This is a genomic window from Paenibacillus sp. FSL R7-0312 (assembly GCF_038004445.1).
Lineage (GTDB): Bacteria > Bacillota > Bacilli > Paenibacillales > Paenibacillaceae > Paenibacillus_AQ.
Window position 1 is genome coordinate 621,325 of the sequence record NZ_JBBORE010000001.1, and the last position, 18,036, is coordinate 639,360.

14 protein-coding genes are annotated in these 18,036 nt (G+C 53.8%); 6 read left to right on the forward strand and 8 right to left on the reverse strand.

Annotated features, from left to right (window positions below; translation table 11 throughout):
* Positions 1-24 precede the first annotated feature (24 nt).
* Both MKX70_RS02575 and MKX70_RS02580 read right to left on the reverse strand, forming a co-directional pair.
* The gene (locus MKX70_RS02575; RefSeq protein WP_042232397.1) at positions 25-1,524 is read right to left on the reverse strand and encodes a DUF58 domain-containing protein; all 1,500 of its coding nucleotides are present in this window, start codon (positions 1,522-1,524) and stop codon (positions 25-27) included.
* A 121-nt stretch (positions 1,525-1,645) separates the two neighbouring features.
* The gene (locus MKX70_RS02580) at positions 1,646-3,067 is read right to left on the reverse strand and encodes a polysaccharide deacetylase (RefSeq protein ID WP_042241453.1); all 1,422 of its coding nucleotides are present in this window, start codon (positions 3,065-3,067) and stop codon (positions 1,646-1,648) included.
* 109 nt (positions 3,068-3,176) lie between these two features.
* Here MKX70_RS02580 and MKX70_RS02585 point away from each other — a divergent pair, with 109 nt between their 5' ends.
* A complete protein-coding gene (locus tag MKX70_RS02585; RefSeq protein WP_042232396.1) occupies positions 3,177-3,863 on the forward strand; it encodes a DedA family protein in 687 nt (228 codons plus the stop codon).
* A 13-nt stretch (positions 3,864-3,876) separates the two neighbouring features.
* On the opposite strand, the gene MKX70_RS02590 is transcribed toward MKX70_RS02585, so the two are convergent.
* Complete coding sequence (locus MKX70_RS02590) at positions 3,877-5,154, reverse strand: MFS transporter (RefSeq protein ID WP_042232395.1); 1,278 nt, start codon at positions 5,152-5,154, stop codon at positions 3,877-3,879.
* 133 nt (positions 5,155-5,287) lie between these two features.
* On the opposite strand from MKX70_RS02590, the gene MKX70_RS02595 reads away from it, so the two are divergent.
* The gene (locus tag MKX70_RS02595; RefSeq protein WP_042232394.1) at positions 5,288-6,259 is read left to right on the forward strand and encodes a helix-turn-helix transcriptional regulator; all 972 of its coding nucleotides are present in this window, start codon (positions 5,288-5,290) and stop codon (positions 6,257-6,259) included.
* Between the two features lie 131 nt (positions 6,260-6,390).
* The gene (locus MKX70_RS02600; protein ID WP_042232393.1) at positions 6,391-6,687 is read left to right on the forward strand and encodes a zinc ribbon domain-containing protein; all 297 of its coding nucleotides are present in this window, start codon (positions 6,391-6,393) and stop codon (positions 6,685-6,687) included.
* Positions 6,688-6,778: 91 nt separating this feature from the next.
* Here MKX70_RS02600 and MKX70_RS02605 read toward each other — a convergent pair whose 3' ends face one another.
* The gene (locus MKX70_RS02605; protein WP_042232391.1) at positions 6,779-8,311 is read right to left on the reverse strand and encodes a DHA2 family efflux MFS transporter permease subunit; all 1,533 of its coding nucleotides are present in this window, start codon (positions 8,309-8,311) and stop codon (positions 6,779-6,781) included.
* The gene (locus MKX70_RS02610; protein ID WP_039310060.1) at positions 8,308-8,760 is read right to left on the reverse strand and encodes a MarR family winged helix-turn-helix transcriptional regulator; all 453 of its coding nucleotides are present in this window, start codon (positions 8,758-8,760) and stop codon (positions 8,308-8,310) included. The genes MKX70_RS02605 and MKX70_RS02610 overlap by 4 nt, the downstream gene beginning before the upstream one ends.
* Positions 8,761-8,969: 209 nt before the next feature.
* Between MKX70_RS02610 and MKX70_RS02615 the strand changes: the two genes are divergently transcribed.
* Positions 8,970-9,659, forward strand: a complete 690-nt coding sequence (locus MKX70_RS02615) for a hypothetical protein (RefSeq protein WP_042232390.1) — start codon at positions 8,970-8,972, stop codon at positions 9,657-9,659.
* A gap of 215 nt (positions 9,660-9,874) precedes the next feature.
* On the opposite strand, the gene MKX70_RS02620 is transcribed toward MKX70_RS02615, so the two are convergent.
* Both MKX70_RS02620 and bcp read right to left on the reverse strand, forming a co-directional pair.
* Entirely contained in the window at positions 9,875-14,161 is a 4,287-nt protein-coding gene (locus MKX70_RS02620) for a 2-hydroxyacyl-CoA dehydratase (protein WP_052416818.1), read from the reverse strand.
* A gap of 120 nt (positions 14,162-14,281) precedes the next feature.
* On the reverse strand, positions 14,282-14,743 hold the full coding sequence (gene bcp / locus MKX70_RS02625) for a thioredoxin-dependent thiol peroxidase (RefSeq protein ID WP_042232388.1): 462 nt from the start codon (positions 14,741-14,743) through the stop codon (positions 14,282-14,284).
* A 102-nt stretch (positions 14,744-14,845) separates the two neighbouring features.
* Between bcp and MKX70_RS02630 the strand changes: the two genes are divergently transcribed.
* On the forward strand, positions 14,846-15,904 hold the full coding sequence (locus MKX70_RS02630; RefSeq protein ID WP_042232387.1) for an LCP family protein: 1,059 nt from the start codon (positions 14,846-14,848) through the stop codon (positions 15,902-15,904).
* A gap of 105 nt (positions 15,905-16,009) precedes the next feature.
* Positions 16,010-17,335: a glutamate-1-semialdehyde 2,1-aminomutase gene (locus tag MKX70_RS02635; RefSeq protein WP_042232384.1), complete on the forward strand. Its 1,326-nt coding sequence runs from the start codon at positions 16,010-16,012 to the stop codon at positions 17,333-17,335.
* Positions 17,336-17,407: 72 nt separating this feature from the next.
* On the opposite strand, the gene MKX70_RS02640 is transcribed toward MKX70_RS02635, so the two are convergent.
* Entirely contained in the window at positions 17,408-18,025 is a 618-nt protein-coding gene (locus MKX70_RS02640; RefSeq protein ID WP_042232381.1) for a hypothetical protein, read from the reverse strand.
* Between the last annotated feature and the right edge of the window lie 11 nt (positions 18,026-18,036).

The window sequence follows — 18,036 nt, forward strand, 5'->3', positions numbered from 1 at the left end:
CCGCCTAAGTCTGCTGGCGTAACCCTAATGGGATGTCGGTTGGCCCGGATATCCATAATACTCCGCCCCCTTGTACACTTGTGCAGGAGAGACATCGTTCAGACAATGGATCCGCGCGCCCAGCCGCATCAGACTTCCGGCTATAGTGCCCGATGTACGCTGCTTACCGCCGGAACCCGGGCTATAGTTATCGGCCGGATAACTCTCTACAGGTTCAGGGAATCCTTCCCTGGCCTCCTTGGTTCCGGTTGAACTCCGTACCGGATCGTCCGCCGCTCCTCCGGCCGGAGAGGGCTGATCCCAGACATAGTACAGCTCAACCTTAATTCCCTGGACCAAAAAACGGGCAAGCGTCCGGGCAGAATCTTCTTCAAGCCGGCCGGTAATGACAGACACCGTCATGCCGGGAATCCAGCCCCGCGAAGCATCCTCCAGCAGCCGGGTGAGACTCTGTGAGCCGGATGGGGATATTTCCGTAAGCAGGTCTTGTACCCTGCCGGGGATCTGACCCAGGCCTTCATGTCTGGCCATTCCTTCCGGCCAACCGCCGCTGAAGAGCTGCAGGTAACTGCTGGAACGTTCGGCAGAGAGCATCAGGCCCATTGCCGCCGACACCGCCCGTTCAAAAGCAGGCATAACCGATCCCCGCTGCCCGCGCGGTACCAGGGCACCGTAAGGAACCTCATAATCCTCCGGACAGTTGGCAAGCACGATACAGGTCATTTGCCCGGCTTCCCGTTCAGGTACTCTGCTCTGCAGCGTTCCCTTACGGGCGCTGTTCTTCCAGTGAATCCGGCTGAGCGGATCACCGGGAGCATAGTCACGGATATCAGCTGCTTCTGCACTGCCCTGCTTCCCCCGTCCGGGAAGCATCCGGTCTCCCGGCATTGCACGGTTATCCGGCAAGCTGCCGGCCAGATACAGCGCCTTCGGGAGCACCTTGAAGCTCTCCTTGCCTCCCGGCTGACAGCCGCCTGTGAACAAACCAGGCAGATCCCCCCAGGTGACACCGCAGCCGTAAAGCTGGTGGATCCCTCTGGGAACAGACTTCAGTTCATACGAATAGGTGAAGGAGCGCCGGAATCCGGGGAACAGCAGCTCCTGATGGCTGCCTTCACTCCAGTAATCGGCAACAACTATCCAGGGAAGCGGGATCTTGGAGACAAAGCTGATCTGTACCTTAACGGTAACGGTATCCCCGGCCGAAGGACGTGCGGGTGTTATTGTGCGGAGAACCGCTACCCTCCGTGGACCGCAGAGATGCAGGAGCAGCCCGCCGGACATTACAATTACGCCAGCCGTCAGGAGCAGCAAGAGTGATTCCCCGCCCCGCCACAGATATAATCCCAAGGTCGCTGCGGTTAAAAGCAGCATCCGTGCCCACTCCTGTACAGTGCTGCGGACACGCCGGCGGGACAGGAACGCAGCCGCAGATTTCCCTGAACTCTCCCGCTTTCCATGCTCATATTTGATCTGATCTATCAATGATGAAGAGGACAAGGATGACACCCTTTCTTCGGTCATAGACTAGCTCCCCGCCTGCCCGCAATTTCGCTGGCTATTCGGCTTCCGGGAGCCTATTACTATCTATTCTTCCCATCAAAAAGGGTACCCAGACATCCAGGGAATTCTTTTTAGCACTGGTTCAATAAGCCTTCACTCTGCGCTCTTCTGCATTTACACTGGCCGTAAGCGGTGGATGCCCTGTGGCTTCGAGCAAATCCCGCAGGGGTACCCAAAGGGAAGAACCAATGAGCTGTATCTCTGCTGTCTTGAGCTCCACTGCTCCGTCCGGCTGGATGACTTCTATCTGCTGTTTCTTTGAATTCACAGTCACTGTTCGTCCATTCCATTTCACCTGTCCGCTGCGGGCAGCCGCATCCCAGCCAACTTGCCCGCCCAGCCGTTCCACGGCGGTACGGAGAGGTACGAAATATTGCCCGTTTCTAACGTTGTACTCTCCAGGCTTCAGGATGGTTTCCAGCCTTCCTACCTCCAGAGCAAGCGGTTTGCCGGGTGCAAACAGTTCAGCATTCGGAACAATATTCGCCGAGATCCAGGCTTTGGACGGCTTCACCCGCTGCAGTGCCGCTGCCTTAGCCGACACTCTGAACTGTACCGGCTCACTCTGCGCATTAAGTAAGCCGAATTCATAACCGGCGGCTTTGTAGCGTTCAATAATAGCCGGCAGCGCCTTGGCACTCTGCTCATGACCCGACCCGTCATGCAGCAGCAGGATGACACTCCGGGAATCCAGATCAGCAACCGAATGCTGCAGGATCTCTGCGGCAGGTACTCCCCGGCGGCTGGAGTCTCCGCTGTCTACGGTCCAGTCCATCACCTCATAGCCCGCCTGCTTCAGCAGATAAAAATAAGTACTGTCAAAATGGCCAAAGGTGCCTCCCGGTGCACGGACCAGCTGCGGACGAACCCCTGTAATGCCTCTGACGGTTTCCTCTGTCTGTTTGATCTGACGCCAGAACTCCGTGAATCCGCTATAGAGATCATGATAATTATGGTTATAGGAATGATTGCCGATGGCATGCCCCTGCTCCCAAATGGCATTGACCAGCTCAGGGCGGCTGGCAGCTTGCTCCCCCAGCACGAAGAAGGTAGCCTTCACTCCCTGCTCCTGCAATATCTTGAGGACCCGGGGAGTAACTGCACTTGGCCCGTCATCGAATGTAAGATAGACGACCCTTGTTGCCTTGCTGCGCTTAGCATCCTGATTAGATTTGCCCGCAGCGGCGGACACTTTCTGTAGGGTAGAAGCCTGCTGATTGGTGGCGGATGCATAAGTTGCCCCCCCTGAAACAGGAGGCAGCAGAGGCTCTGCTTCCGCATTCTTGACTGCAGCCGGCGGCAAATCTTGCACCGGGACTTCCAGAGGATTATTCTTAGAGAGTAAAGATGCTGCACTGCCTGCTTCAGCCTGCAGGGAGAATGTCCTCCATGAAGCCGGGGATTGCCCCTTGTCCCCAAGGGCTGACATACTTAGAAGCACTGCCATAACAAGCAACCCGCGGATCATATACCGGCGGATACGATTTTCCCGGCTTTCCTTCATCTTCTCTACCTCCAGCATTCTATTGGCGCCTTCACGCCATTTGGTAGATTGTATGAAGACAAGCTCCAAAATAGAATCAGGCGCGCAGCCTTCGGAGAGTGATGGATGTATGGAAATGCTGAAATGGATACAGGAATTGTTCGCCAGCTATGGATATAGCGTATTGTTCTTTGGGCTTTTGCTGGAATTCATTGCTCTACCTTTTCCCGGGGAGACTACCATGGCCTTCGCCGGGTTTCTGTCCTATACCGGGAGGCTGGATTTCTTCACGCTGGTTATCGTAGCTTTTGCAGGGACCACAGTTGGCATGACCATTACTTATTTCATTGGGCTTAGGGCCGGGCTGCCCTTCATCCAGCGTTACGGCAAATGGTTCATGTTCTCTCCGGCCAAGCTGGAAAAGACCCAGCGCTGGTTCGAGCGGTACGGCAGCGTGCTGATTTCAATCGGCTACTTCGTTCCGGGCGTCCGCCATTTCACCGGCTACTTCGCCGGTATTATCGCACTGCCTTTCCGCAAATTTGCAATGTACGCCTATGGCGGCGCCTTGTTCTGGGTACTGCTATTCCTCGGTATCGGCAAAATCTTCGGACCGCAGTGGATGGGCATTTTCCACGTAATCGAAACCTATGCCCTCTGGATTGCCCTCTTTGCCGGAGCCATTGCTGCGCTGATTGTGATGTACCGTTACCGGAATGCCATCCTTCTCCGGCTGTCCCGGCGCAAATCCGCTGCTCCGCTGGAGACGAAGGTCAAAGTAAAGGTCAAGGTCAAAGAAACCTCCAAAACCCGCTGATTTTTTCAGACCATTAAGGCTGGGACTCCCTGTACCGCTTATTCCATTTGCTGCGCAGCAGGTAATAACCTCCCAATAGCAGCGCAATCACAGTAAAACCCGCCCCGCCCGCGAATCCCAGCATTCTGGGCTCCACCTCATCAAGCAGCCAGCCGGCCCCTAACATGGACAGACCCAGCAGGGTTCCGCTTACTGCCGCCAGCAGGCCGAATACAGCCGGCTGCAGCGCAGGCGGCGTTTCTCTCATCACCAGCGTATCCAGACAGGCATTGCCGGTTCCTCCGGCCAAAGATAACAGAATGTACAGCAGAAATGCTGCAGCGAAATGACCGCTGCTGCTAATCATCATGAGCAGAATGCCCTCGAGCAGCAGACCGCCCAGTGCTACCGCTAAAAGCCTTTTGCGGAATAAACGTCCGGCAAAGAAACTCAGGCTGAGCCCGATGCCAAGCGCTGCGTAGAACGCCCCCACCCCGCTGTCACCCGCATGAAATACCTGCACAGCATATACGCTGATCAGCACATTATCCCAGCCATTGATCACCGGCACCAGCAATTCATAACAGAGCACAATCTGCAGTGCCAGGCTGCCTCCAAGAACTGTACGCAACGCCCGCCGCCGTGTCCCTTTGGCAGACAAGCCTATGTTAGGATTTCCGCCTTCAGTATGCAGTGCAGACTCCCGGCGGGCGTCTCCGTCAAGGGCCTGCTTGGGATAATGAATCCCCCTTATCAAAAGTCCTGCCGCCAGAAACGACACAGCATTCATAACAAAGGCCATATCCGGACCGAAATAAAGCGAGACAATCCCTCCCGTAAAGGCGCCAAGAATCAGCACGCAGCCGTTCAAAAGCTGTTCCAGGCCGTTGATCCGCAGCAAATCCTCCGGCGCTGCCAGCAGCGGGATGGATGATTTGCGCACCGGACTATAGATGGCTTCACCCGCTGCCATCACAAAGCTGCCGGCATACACCAGCCACAGCCTATGGTTCCCGTCCACCCAGAGCAAAGACAAGGCTACCGGGATACGCAGGAAATCCACAGCCATCATGATCGTTTTGCGCGGCAGTCTGCCAGCCAGGAATCCTCCAAGCGGTGCCATGAACAGATAAGGCAGCACCCGCACGCCAAGCGATATCCCTACGGCCATTCCCGACCCGGTCAAATGAAGAACCAGAGCCAGCATGGCAATACTGCTGAAACGGTCGCCGATACCATTGATTAACCCGGCTGCAAACAGCCTTTGATAGCCTTTATTGCGTCCGGCAAGTGATCCTGCATTTGTACTCATAACTTTAGCCCCTCATTAAATTATATAAATATCTAATTAGATGATAATATAATATGAAATTTGGAGCAATGCTTTATTTCAGACAATTTGCTAAGCTTAGATCATTAACCCGAATGAAAGCAGGTGCATTTCTGTGAAAATAGACCGTCTCCTCTCCATTGTCATTCTGCTGCTGAACCGGCCGCTGATTCAGGCCAAGGAGCTGGCCGATATGTTCGAAGTCTCCGTACGCACCATCTACCGCGATATAGACAGCATTAACACCGCAGGTATTCCTGTTGTCACGTATCAAGGGGCCGGGGGCGGTATCGGCCTCATGCAAGGCTACCGGCTGGACCGTAATGTGCTGTCCGAGCGTGAGCTGGCCGATATCTTCGGTGCACTGCAAAGCGTCTCCTCTTATGGCGGTGAAGGGCACCAGCTGTTAATGGAGAAAATCAGCAGTGTGATCCCGCCTTCCCAGACTGCTGCCTTCCGCAGCAAGACCACTCAGATGATCGTAGATCTCTCTCCTTGGGGACTGATGGGCCCTTTGGAAGAGCGGATCAGCCTTCTTAAAGAGGCGCTGGAGGAAAATACCGTCATCTCCTTCGAATATATCTCGGCCGAAGGCCGGGCAAGTACGCGTACCGTTGAACCCTACACCCTTGTACTCAAAGGACAAAGCTGGTACTTATACGGTTTCTGCACAGAACGCCGGGATTTCCGGCTCTTCAAGCTGCTGCGGATGAAAGCGCTGGTGAAGGAGAAGCGGAACTATACCCGCCAGGATATTCCGCTGAAGGAGCTGCCCTGGACGGACGGCTGGAAAGAACCGCAGAATATCCAGCCGATCCGGCTGCAATTTGCACCGGAAGGCAGGCATCTTGCGGAAGAGTATTTCGACTCCGAGGAACTGCAGCAGGATGATCGCGGCGGGTACACCCTCACGGTCCATTATCCTGAGAATGATTGGCTGTTCGGTTTCCTGCTAAGCTTCGGAACCGTGCTGGAGGTGCTTGGGCCGGAACATATCCGCCGGAGAATAGGCGAGCTGGCCGGAGGCGTTGCTGCCAAATACGCCTCCAGCCTCCCTCAGCCGCAGCCGACACACCCTGCTGATTAAAGAACGGAATAGTATCTTTTTTCCATAACCCGCACATGAACCTGAAACTATGCTGTCAGGTTTGCCGGCTTATACTGGACAGGAAGAGGCGGCAAACACCGCCTGAACCAGAACCCTGAGGAGTGTGCAATATGGAAACGGCGTCAACGAAACAAACGGAGAGCTTGTTCTGCCAAAGCTGCGGAATGCCGGTTAACGAAACAGAGCTGCAGGGCAGCGACAAGGAAGGCAACAAAACGGAGGAGTATTGTATCTACTGTTATGAGAACGGTGAATTCAAGCAGCCGGACATCACTCTGCAGGAGATGACCGATCTCTGTGCCGGGTACTTGGTGGAGGAAGGAATGGATGAAGCTGCCGCCCGACAGATGCTGGGGGATTCCCTGCCTCAGCTGAAGCGCTGGAGCACGGGAGCCGGGGTTAGCTGAGGCTGTAAACGGACAACAAAAGGACTACCCGGCAAAACCTTTACGGCTTTGCGGATAGTCCTTTTGATGAAATTATAGCCTGCGCATACATTTAAGCTCTTTGCGATTTCACCTTGTTAGGCTGTGGCTGTACTGCATCCTCTTCTTCCGTCTTCAGGAAATCCGGCTGCGGAGAAGTCTTTCTGATGAACAACGCCAGCACCAGGGCAAGCACTGTCACCCAGGTAGCTACAGTGAACGCATGAGTAATCCCGTTAATCGTTGCTTCCTGCGTAAGCTTAAGCATCGCCGCCTTATCGGTCTGCGATACCGCACCGCTTGTCAGTGCATCGGTAATGTTGCTCTTCGTACGGTTGGTCATCAGGCTGACGAACAGCGCCATACCCAGTGCACCGCCTACGGTCCGCAGGGTGTTGGACATTGCCGTACCGTGCGAAGCCAAACGCTGCGGAAGCTGATTCAGACCGGCAGTTACAATGGGCATCATCAGCATGGACATCCCGAACATCCGTGCAGTATACGTCAGAATCAGATGTGTATACGTTGTGCTGTTGCTGATCTGGCTGAACTCCCAAGTCGTAATAGCCGTGATGGCAAGACCGATAACTGCCAGCCATCTTGCACCGATTTTATCAAATATAATTCCGGTAATTGGAGACATAATACCCATCAGAATCGCACCCGGCAGCAGCATCAGTCCGGACTCCATCGGTGTAAAGCCGCGGATCGTCTGCAGATAGATCGGCAGCAGAATCATACCGGCGTACATAGCCATGGTCACGATAATGTTAATTACAGTAGTAAGTGAATACATGTTGTAGCGGAAAATCCGGAATTCAAGCAGCGGCTTATCCGCTGTAAGCTCACGCCATACGAACAGCCCCAGGGAGACAATACCCAGAATCAGACAGAGGATAACGGTTGTACTCCCCCAGCCGTCTGTTCCGGCATCACTGAAGCCGTACAGCAGTCCGCCAAACCCCAGAGTAGATAAGACTACACCGGGCTTATCCAGTTTTGGAGAAGTCAGCTTGCCTACATTCTGCATCGTCTTCATGCCAAGCAGCATCGAGAAGATAGCCAGCGGAAGCACAATGTAGAACAGCACGCGCCAGGAGTAGTTCTGAACCACCCATCCGGATAAGGTAGGTCCGACTGCCGGAGCAAAAATCATCGCAACCGCCATAAGTCCCATAGCCTTGCCGCGTTCTTCAATCGGGAATATGCGCAGGAACACAATGTTCATCAGCGGCATCAGAATCCCGGCACCTACCGCCTGAATAACTCTGCCTACCATAATCATTTCAAAGCCCGATCCTATTGCACAAACCAGTGTACCTATGGAAAATAGCATCATCGCCGTCGTAAAGAGCTGGCGGGTCGTAAATTTCTCTACCAGATAAGCGCTGATCGGCACCAGTACACCATTAACCAGCATGAACCCTGTAGTCAGCCATTGTGCCGTATTGGCGGCGATCTTCAGGTCCTCCATCATTTTGGGCAGCGCCACATTCATCAGTGTCTGATTCAATAACGCCACGAAGGCGCCGATCAGAAGCGCTGCGATAATCGGACCTCTGCGGATCGTCTTGGACGATGCAGCGTCAGCAGTAATTGTACTCATAGCTTCTTTTTGTCTCTCCCTTGTTCTAGAATCTTGATGATTTCACCATGCAACCGCAGCAGTTCTCCGGCATCCTCAGCAGGTATATTAGCCAAGGGCTGCAGGTACCTGCGCAGAGACTGTTTGCTTAACTCCCGGATCTCCTTGCCCTTATCGGTCATCGCCAGCTTAAATATACGTCTGTCGCTCTGCGAGCGTTCTCTGGTAATCAGTCCAGCCTTCACCATCCGGTCCACCACTCCGCTTGCCGCGCTGTTGCCAAGATGCAGCAGGTCTGCAAGCTCAGTGATACCGATATCGGGATGTGCCGACAACTTACGCAATACCATTAGCTGGGTGGATGTAATCTTCAGCTCTTCTGCGTCCTTCCACAAAAGCTGCTGGAAATTATGGTTGATACAGCGGAAAGAGGACAGAATATCGTCCAACTGCTTTTCCTTTTCCTCCAACCTCAATCCCTCCAATTACCCAATATAAAATAATACTTCGTATACGAACTATTTTACTATTTACCTATTTATTCGTCAATAACTTGCAGAAATTTTCTGAAAAAGTAATTATTCTTTCACTCCTTCCGGGATGCCGCCGGCAAAAGTTTGCGTTTATTGTGGACTTCCCGGGTCCAAAATATAAACCACACAGAAAGCGGGGAAATCAAATGAGTCTGGAGCAACAACGTAAGAGCTGGAGCGGGGACCATAAGCTTTTGTCGGGGATCATCGTAAAGCCTGAAGCGCATGCTGAAGCTGTTGCTTTATTCCTGAAGCTGCATTCAGCCCTGTATACTGCAGACATAAGCAGCGGGGAACAGCCTAGTCTCGAGGATTCTTTATGGAATAATCTGTTAGAGCCAACTTTGCGCAGCTATCCTGTACATACACCCGGCAGCCGTAACTCTATAGTCTGGCATATATGGCACAGCGCGCGGATCGAGGACATCACCATGAACATCCTTGGTGCAGACCATGCGCAGGTGCTTCATTCAGAGCACTATGCAGAAAGCCTGCAGACCCCGTTCATCCACTCCGGTAATGGAATGAATGATCAGGAAGTGGCTGCATTCAGTGCCGAGGTGAATATCGGGGCATTAGCGGCATACCGGCGTGCTGTAGCAATCAGAACACGCTCCATCCTTTCCGCTGTGCAGCCGGGGCAATTCGGACGCAAAGCCACTCCGGCGCAGTTCAGCAGGGTGCTGAAGGAAAAAGCCGTCCTGGAAACCGAGCAATGGCTGCTCGATTACTGGAGCGGCAAGACCCTTGCCGGACTGGTGCTGATGCCTGCCACACGGCATAATTTCGTCCATCTTAACAAAGCGATGCGCGTGAAGCAGAAGCTGCAGAGGTAAACTATATAAACCGCCTTAAGAGAACAACCCTTCATATTACGGTCATTCGCTGCGGGATTGGCGGAGGCCTTACACTTGCTTCTTTAGCAATGGGCAGGAATTTATGACGAGTTACGTGATCTTCGCCACAGAAAGCGGATGAATCGCAAAAGAGCGGGCCGGAGGTTAATCCGGTCCGCTCTTTGGCATATGCAGGGTTGTCACCATAACTGAGCTTATACCCCGCAGCCCACAGTGCCAGTTAAAGTAGGCTGCAGCCGTGCGACTTCCTCTGCTGACGGTTGTTTACCGCTCTCTAGCCCGCTGGCAATTGACATCATCAGCTTGATCCGGTTAGCCTGATTCACGACGCTGACCCCGGCATCATAGTCGATAGCAACGATATTCGCGCCCGGATACAGCTCCTTCAGACCTTTAATCATGCCCCGGCCGGTAATATGATTCGGCAGGCAGGCAAATGGCTGAATACAGGCGATATTGTTCACGCCATTATCCAGCAGATCCATCATCTCCGCTGTCAGGAACCAGCCTTCGCCCATCTGGTTGCCTACAGAGACCAGGCGGCCTGCTTTCTCGGCCAGCCCATAAATATTCTCCCGGCCTTTGGCCAGTCCGGCTTGCTCCAGTGCCACTTTGACCGGCTTGCGGTAAATCTCCAGATACGAGATCAGCATGGGATTAATATATCCCAGCCGTTTGCTTTTGCCGAATTGCTCGGCTTTGTAGATCGGATTATAGACACAATAGAAAATGAAGTCCAGGAAATCCGGCATTACAGCCTCTCCGCCTTCTGCCTCAATCATCTCGATAATGTGGTTATTGGCATCGGGATGGAACTTGATCAGTATTTCACCGACAATGCCCACCTTCGGCTTCACTGCCGGGTTGACCGCGAGCCGGGAGAACTCAGCAACGATCTCACGGCACAGCCGCTTGTACTCACGGAACGAGAAGTTTGAGAGGCTTTTCTTGCAGCGCTCCATTCCTCTGCGGAATAAGGCTCCGGCGCTTCCCGGAACGGTCTCATACGGTCTGAAGCGGTGCAGGAGACGCATCATCAGATCACCGTAGCAGGCCGCAGCAATCAGGCGGTTCGCCAGCTTCAGGCTGATCCGGAAGCCCGGCTGATTCTCCATTCCGGATGCATTCAGCGAAATGACCGGAATCTGCCCCAGATTCGAATCCTTCAGTGCCTTGCGCAGCAGGGAGATATAATTGGTCGCCCGGCAGCCGCCGCCGGTCTGTGACATGATCACGGCAGTCCGGTCCGGATCGTATTCCCCGCTCTTCAGCGCAGACAGCATCTGCCCAATGGTTACAATCGCCGGATAACAGGCATCGTTGTTCACGTACCTTAGACCTTCCTCGGTCTCCTGCGGTCCGGTTGATTCCAGAATTTTCAGACGATAACCTGCATCCTGGAACACCCGTTCAAACAACTCGAAATGGATCGGTGACATCTGCGGAGCCAGAATGGTATAGGTTTCCTTCATTTCCTTCGTGAACGGCATATTTGCCTGCGTCTTGTATAGCAGCTGAGGCTGCACATCCCCCTTCTCCCGCTCACGCATAGCTGCCTGCAAGGAACGAAGACGTATACGCGCTGCCCCCAGATTGCTGATCTCATCAATCTTAATCAGCGTATAGACCTTGTTGTGACGTTCCATAATCTCCTGAACGGCATCGCAGGTGATCGCATCAATACCGCAGCCAAAAGAAGTCAGCTGGACAAGCTCCAGATCGTTTCTTCCCGCAGCCAGCCGGGCCGCACGGTACATCCGCGCATGGTAGGTCCATTGGTTGACTACGCCTACGTCTCCTTCACTGTGGTCCAGATGGCAGACCGAATCCTCGGTCAGCACAGCAAGACCCATGCCGGTGATCATATCGGCTATGCCGTGATTGATCTCCGGATCAGCATGGTAGGGATGACCGCAGAGCAGAATCCCCTTCGTCCCCGTCTCCGTGAGGAAGACCAGCGTTTCTTCGCCCTTCGTACGCACATCATTCTTCGCCCGATCAGCTTCAGCAAGTCCCGCCTGTACAGCTGCAGCGATCTCCTCCTTGGGAACATCGGCAAAGGTCTTCACCAGCACGCGCGTCAGCGCCGGAATATCATCAAAGGTCAGAAATGGACTGACAAGAGGAACCCCCTGCTCCTTCAGACCATCCATATTGTTGCGGATAACCTCCGGATAGGAGGCAACTACCGGGCAATTGAAATGATTCTGGGCCGCTTCATCTTCCTTCTTCTCAAAGACTACCGCAGGATAGAAGATGAAATCAACGCCTTTCCCAATCAGACTCTGGACATGTCCGTGAGCCATCTTCGCCGGATAACAGATCGATTCCGAAGGGATGGTATCCATCCCGCTCTCATACAGCTTCTTGCTGGATTTCGGAGACAGTACGGTCCGGTAGCGCAGAGAGGTGAAGAAGGTATGCCAGAACGGATAATTCTCGAACATATTCATCGTCCGCGGAATTCCAACCGTGCCCCGTACCGCCGCTTCTTCAGGCAATCCCTCATAATCGAAGAATCGTTCATATTTATACTGCATCAGATTCGGCAGCGTATTCTTCTCTTTCTTGCCTCCTGCCCCGCGCTCGCAGCGGTTCCCGGTCACGTGAAAGCTCTTGTCCGGGAAGCGGCTGATTGTGAGCGCGCAGTTATTGGCGCAGCGGCTGCAGCGGCCGGGAGAGACTGAGTATTGGAATGTCTCCAGCTCTTCGGGTCCCAGAATAGTGCTAATCCCTTCTGGGCGAGCCTGTTCTTTGGCAATCAGCGCACAGCCGTAGGCGCCCATAACGCCGGCAATATCAGGTCTGACCACGGTTCTCCCGGTCAGCTGCTCGAAGGCCCGCAGTACAGCTTCATTGTAGAAAGTACCGCCCTGAACAATGATGTTGCGGCCCAAATCCTCCGGATTGCGGATTTTGATTACCTTTTGCAGGGCATTCTTGATAACTGAATAGGCAAGTCCGGCCGAGAGATCCGCCAGGGACGCGCCTTCCTTCTGTACCTGCTTCACCTTGGAATTCATGAACACTGTGCAGCGGGAACCGAGGTTCACCGGCTTGACGGATTGGAGCGCCGATTGGGCGAACTCCTCAATGCCGAGCTCCAGCGCAGAAGCGAAGCTCTCCAGGAAGGAGCCGCAGCCTGCCGAGCAGGCTTCATTAAGCATCAGGCTGTCGATAGCGCCGCCGCGGATCTTGATGCATTTCATATCCTGGCCGCCGATATCGAGGATAAAGTCTACTTCCGGCATGAATTTGGAGGCCGCTTTATAATGCGCTACCGTCTCCACTTCGCCGCCGTCTGTCCGCAGCGCGGCCTTGACCAATCCCTCGCCGTAACCGGTAGCATAAGCTCCGGCGATGTAGCAGCTCTCCGGAAGAATCCGGTAGATTGCCTTCAGCGCATCCGTGACAGACTGCAGCGGGTTGCCTTTATTGCTTCCGTACGAGGTGTATAGAATCTCATCCGCCGAGCCGGTAACCACCAGCTTTGTCGTTGTAGAGCCGGCATCAATGCCGAGATAAACAGGTCCGCGATAGGCGGACAGCTCCGAACGCGGTGCCGTCGCTTGGCCGTGGCGGAGTCTGAACTGCGCCAGATCATCCGGAGTCTCAAACAGCGGTGCCAGCTCAGCATCCTCCGCACGGTCCAGCGAGAAGTCCACGGAAGCAATCCGCGAGATCCAGCCGGATAGCGGCAGGAATAGGGGGTCAGACTGCGCAAGCGCCGAACCGATCGCTACAAAATATTGTGAATGCTCCGGGAACAGTATATCGCCTTCCTTAAGTCCCAGCGTATCCGCAAAACGGTCGCGGAGTGCAGACAAGAACGTCAGCGGTCCGCCCAGAAAAGCCACACGGCCGCGGATCGGCCGGCCGCAGGCAAGTCCGCTGATCGTCTGGTTCACAATGCTCTGGAAGATGGAGGCTGCCACATCCTCGCGGCGTGCTCCTTCATTAAGCAGCGGCTGCACATCACTCTTGGCAAATACCCCGCAGCGTGAAGCGATTGGATAGATCCGCTCATGCTTCACTGCAAGCTCATTGAGCCCGCCGGGATCTGTCTGCAGCAGCGAGGCCATCTGATCGATAAAGGCTCCGGTACCGCCTGCGCAGGCGGTATTCATCCGCTGCTCTATGCCGCCGCTTAGATAGATAATCTTGGCATCTTCACCGCCAAGCTCAATCGCTGTATCGCACTGCGGAATCCGTTCGCTGATCGCCTTGGTACAGGCAATGACCTCCTGGACAAAAGGAATCTCCCCCAGTTTAGATAGTGATAAACCGGAGGAGCCGCTTACAGTGAGTGCCGCTTCGCTATCCGGGAACCGGTCCTGTACATCGGACAGGAGCGATAGCGCTGCTTTTTTTATATCGCTGAAATGACGCACATAATCTTGATAAATAATTGTATCCCGCTGCATAACAACCAATTTGGCCGTAGTTGATCCGACGTCAAGCCCAATACGCAGTATTTTCATGCCATCCCCCATGCCTTGCTCCAAATTTGAAGTAATATGAGGCAACTATATCATGAGAGAGGCTGACCAAAGCTGTTAAAAAAGTAACAGACAAATACAATTAACTCCCAGCATACTTAATTATTTCACGATTTGTTCTAATGCTGCCTCCACATGGCCCTTGACCCGGACTTTTCTCCATTCCGCACGCAGAATTCCTTCTTCGTCAATCAGGAAGGTGGAGCGCACAATGCCCATAAATTCTTTGCCGTAGAGCTTCTTCAGCTGCCATACTCCGAATAATTCGCTGACCTTATGCTCCTCATCGGAGAGCAGCGGAAATGGCAAACCGTTCTTCGCGATAAATTTGCCGTGTGAGGCGAGATTATCGGAGCTGATTCCCAGCAGGACCGCTCCATGGGCTGTAACCCTGTCATGGGCATCACGGAAGTCGCAGGCTTCCTGCGTGCAGGCGGGTGTCATATTCTTGGGATAGAAGTAGAGCAGGACTTTCCTGCCGCGATACTGGCTTAAGCTAATTTCCTGCCCTGTGGAAGCGGGGAGCTTGAAGTCCGGGACCGCTTGTCCAAGCTTGATATTCATTTAATGTTCACTCCTTATGGATATGGCTGATGATTCGGAAATTGCGTGTATTCCCAAAAGAAATTATAATGTAGAGAATGTGAACCGGAAAGGAAGAACGAAATGCCGCCAAGAAAGAACCGGCACGCAAAAGCCGGCAAATCAAAAAAGAAGACGTTGCTCTGGACTCTGGCAATCATACTCCTTCTAATTATCGGAGGTCTGGTTTATTATTTCACCGCGATCTACAACCAGCTGGACAACCTGCACAAGACAGGTGAAGATTCTCCGTTTGTCAATGTGCCAACAGCCTCGGCGGAAACTGTTCAGCCCCCTGAATGGGAAGGTACAGAGCCTGTGAACATCCTGCTTATGGGTGTCGATGCGCGCGGGGTGAAGAAAGGCGAGGTTCCACGTTCGGATACCATGCTGGTTGCCTCACTAGACCCGGTCAAGAAAAAATTCTATGTGTTCTCTATTCTTCGCGATACTTATATCCCTATCCCTGACCACGGGACACAGCGGATCAATGCTGCAATTACCTATGGACCCAATACGGCGATGCAGACGGTAAGCGACCTGCTCGGCATCCCGATTCAATATTATGTGTATACCGATTTCCAGGGCTTCATGAAGCTTGTAGATGCCGTTGGCGGTGTCGACTATGAGGTTGAGAAAGACATGCACTATACTTCCAAAGCGGACGGGCCGGAGTTCGATATCGATCTCAAAAAAGGCTTCCAGCACCTGGATGGCAATATGGCGCTGCAGTACGTGCGCTTCCGCCATGACGCCACTTCCGATTTCACCCGGACGGAACGCCAGCGCGGATTCCTCAAGGCCGTGGCGGACAAGGTGATCAGTACCACTTCTATTATTAAGCTGCCCACGATTCTGTCAGAGGTTACGCCTTATATTGATACCAATCTTACGTTAAGTGATATGTGGAAGCTGGGTAGCGTTGGCTATGACAGCTCCATGGGAGGCAGTGCGCAAATCCCGCCGATGGAGCTGATCCGAGAGAAAACCACCAAGGATGGCTCCCAGGTCATCGGCTTCACCAGTGATGAAGATCTGCAGCAGTTCGTGCAGGATACAGTCACTGCGCCGGATCCTACTCCGACTCCTGAAGCAGAGGCTTCCCCGGGCAGCAGCCCTTCCGCTACACCTGGATCTAACTAGAATACAATATAACCATGCTTGGCACACAGGGGCGGGCGGACAGCGGGATACACCGCCTGTTCGCCCTTTCCCTTGCGCCTCCGACATACGAAAGGATGTTATTCCATGAACCGCAGCACATCAGAACATTTATACCAGGAAGCTCTGCAGCATATCGTTGGAGGCGTCAACAGCCCCTCCCGTTCCTTCAAGGCCGTAGGCGGTGGTGCCCCCGTATTCATGAAACGCGCAAGAGGCGCCCGCTTCTGGGACGAGGACGGCAATGAATATATTGATTATCTGGCCGCCTATGGCCCGATCATTACCGGACATGCCCACCCCCATATCACCGCTGCCATTACAGAGGCTGCACAGAACGGACTGCTCTATGGCACGCCGACCCAGCTTGAAATCAGGCTGGCCAAAATGCTGAAGGAAGCTATCCCCTCCATGGACAAGGTACGCTTCGTCAACTCCGGTACAGAAGCCGTCATGACAACGATCCGAGTAGCCCGCGCCTACACGAAGCGCAGCAAGATTATCAAGTTCGCAGGCTGCTACCACGGCCACTCTGATCTTGTGCTTGTAGCAGCTGGATCAGGACCTTCTACGCTTGGCATCCCTGACAGTGCAGGCGTTCCGGCCAGCATCGCCCAGGAAGTCATCACTGTACCCTTCAATGATCTGGACGGGCTACGCGAGGCGCTTGAGCAGTGGGGTGAAGATGTGGCTGCCGTTATGGTCGAGCCGATTGTCGGTAACTTCGGCATGGTCATGCCGCATCCTGGTTTCCTCGAAGGCCTGTGCAAGCTGACGCATGAGAACGGCTCGCTTGTCATTTACGATGAGGTCATCACCGCTTTCCGTTTCCATTACGGCTCCACCCAGACTTATGCAGGTCTTGAGGGCCATGAGGATATCATTCCCGATCTGACCGCACTGGGCAAAATCATCGGCGGCGGGCTGCCTATCGGCGCTTACGGCGGACGTAAGCATGTCATGGAGCAGGTCGCTCCGCTGGGTCCGGCATATCAGGCCGGAACGATGGCTGGTAACCCAGCCTCGATCTCGGCTGGGATTGCCTGCCTTGAGGTGCTGAGTGCCGAGGGTGTCTATAATGAGATGGAACGGCTCGCTATCCGCCTGACCGAAGGGCTGCAGGAATCTGCCGGACGGCACGGTATTCCATTGACCATCAACCGGATACGCGGTGCATTCTCTACGCATTTCTGTAGCCATCCGATTACCAATTATGATGAAGCGCAGGATACCGACGGTGAAATGTTCGCCAGCTTCTTCCGCCATATGCTTAACCGCGGCATTAATCTGGCGCCTTCCAAATATGAAGCGTGGTTCCTGACCACTGCCCATACGGACGCCGACATCGATATTACGCTGGAGGCAGCAGAGGCCTCGTTCTCGGCTATGGCGGCGGAGCAGCAACAGCTGTAAGAAACTCTAGATAAAGAGGCTGGCCCCAATGGGGCCAGCCTCTTTTCACACCCAATATACCGTACAGCTTCCTTAGAAATCAATCCGCTTGTCCAGAGTGACCTCCTTATGACGCGGACGTCTAAGTCCTCTGCCGTCAGGGACCAGTGAGAATTCAATGGAATCCAGCGCTTCCGGGAGCGGGGGCCAAATTAAAAACCGCATCTCTACCTGGGCACCGCCGCCCCGGCCACCATGCATCTGCACCTCATATTCAGCCTCTCCCAGAATTGCGAGTGTAAGAGGGGCTTCGATGCTGACGCTTTCTACGGACGCTGTCAGGCACTTGATCTCGACCGAAAGAATACTCAGGTTCTCATATTGCATGGAATGAGTGAGCGCATATTCAAAATCCCCATCCCGTGTTGTCTTCATGATCGGAAGCACTCCGCGCAATTCACCCGGCTCTTCCCAAAAGTGACGTCTGGGCACTGATTGATTCAAGCTGCCCAGTACAAGCGATATTTCCGAAAGCTCCAGCCCCAGATCATTGGACCATTGCTGCATCAGCTCCGGATCCGGAAACAGCTGTTGTCCTTCTGCGACTGACTTCCTCTGCTGCACTAGTCTTAGAATCTGCTCATCAATCTTCTTCGCTTCATCGTTGTATACATTCTGCAAGCCTCTTATAGCTATTCTGTTCCACTCCATACCGCTTCACT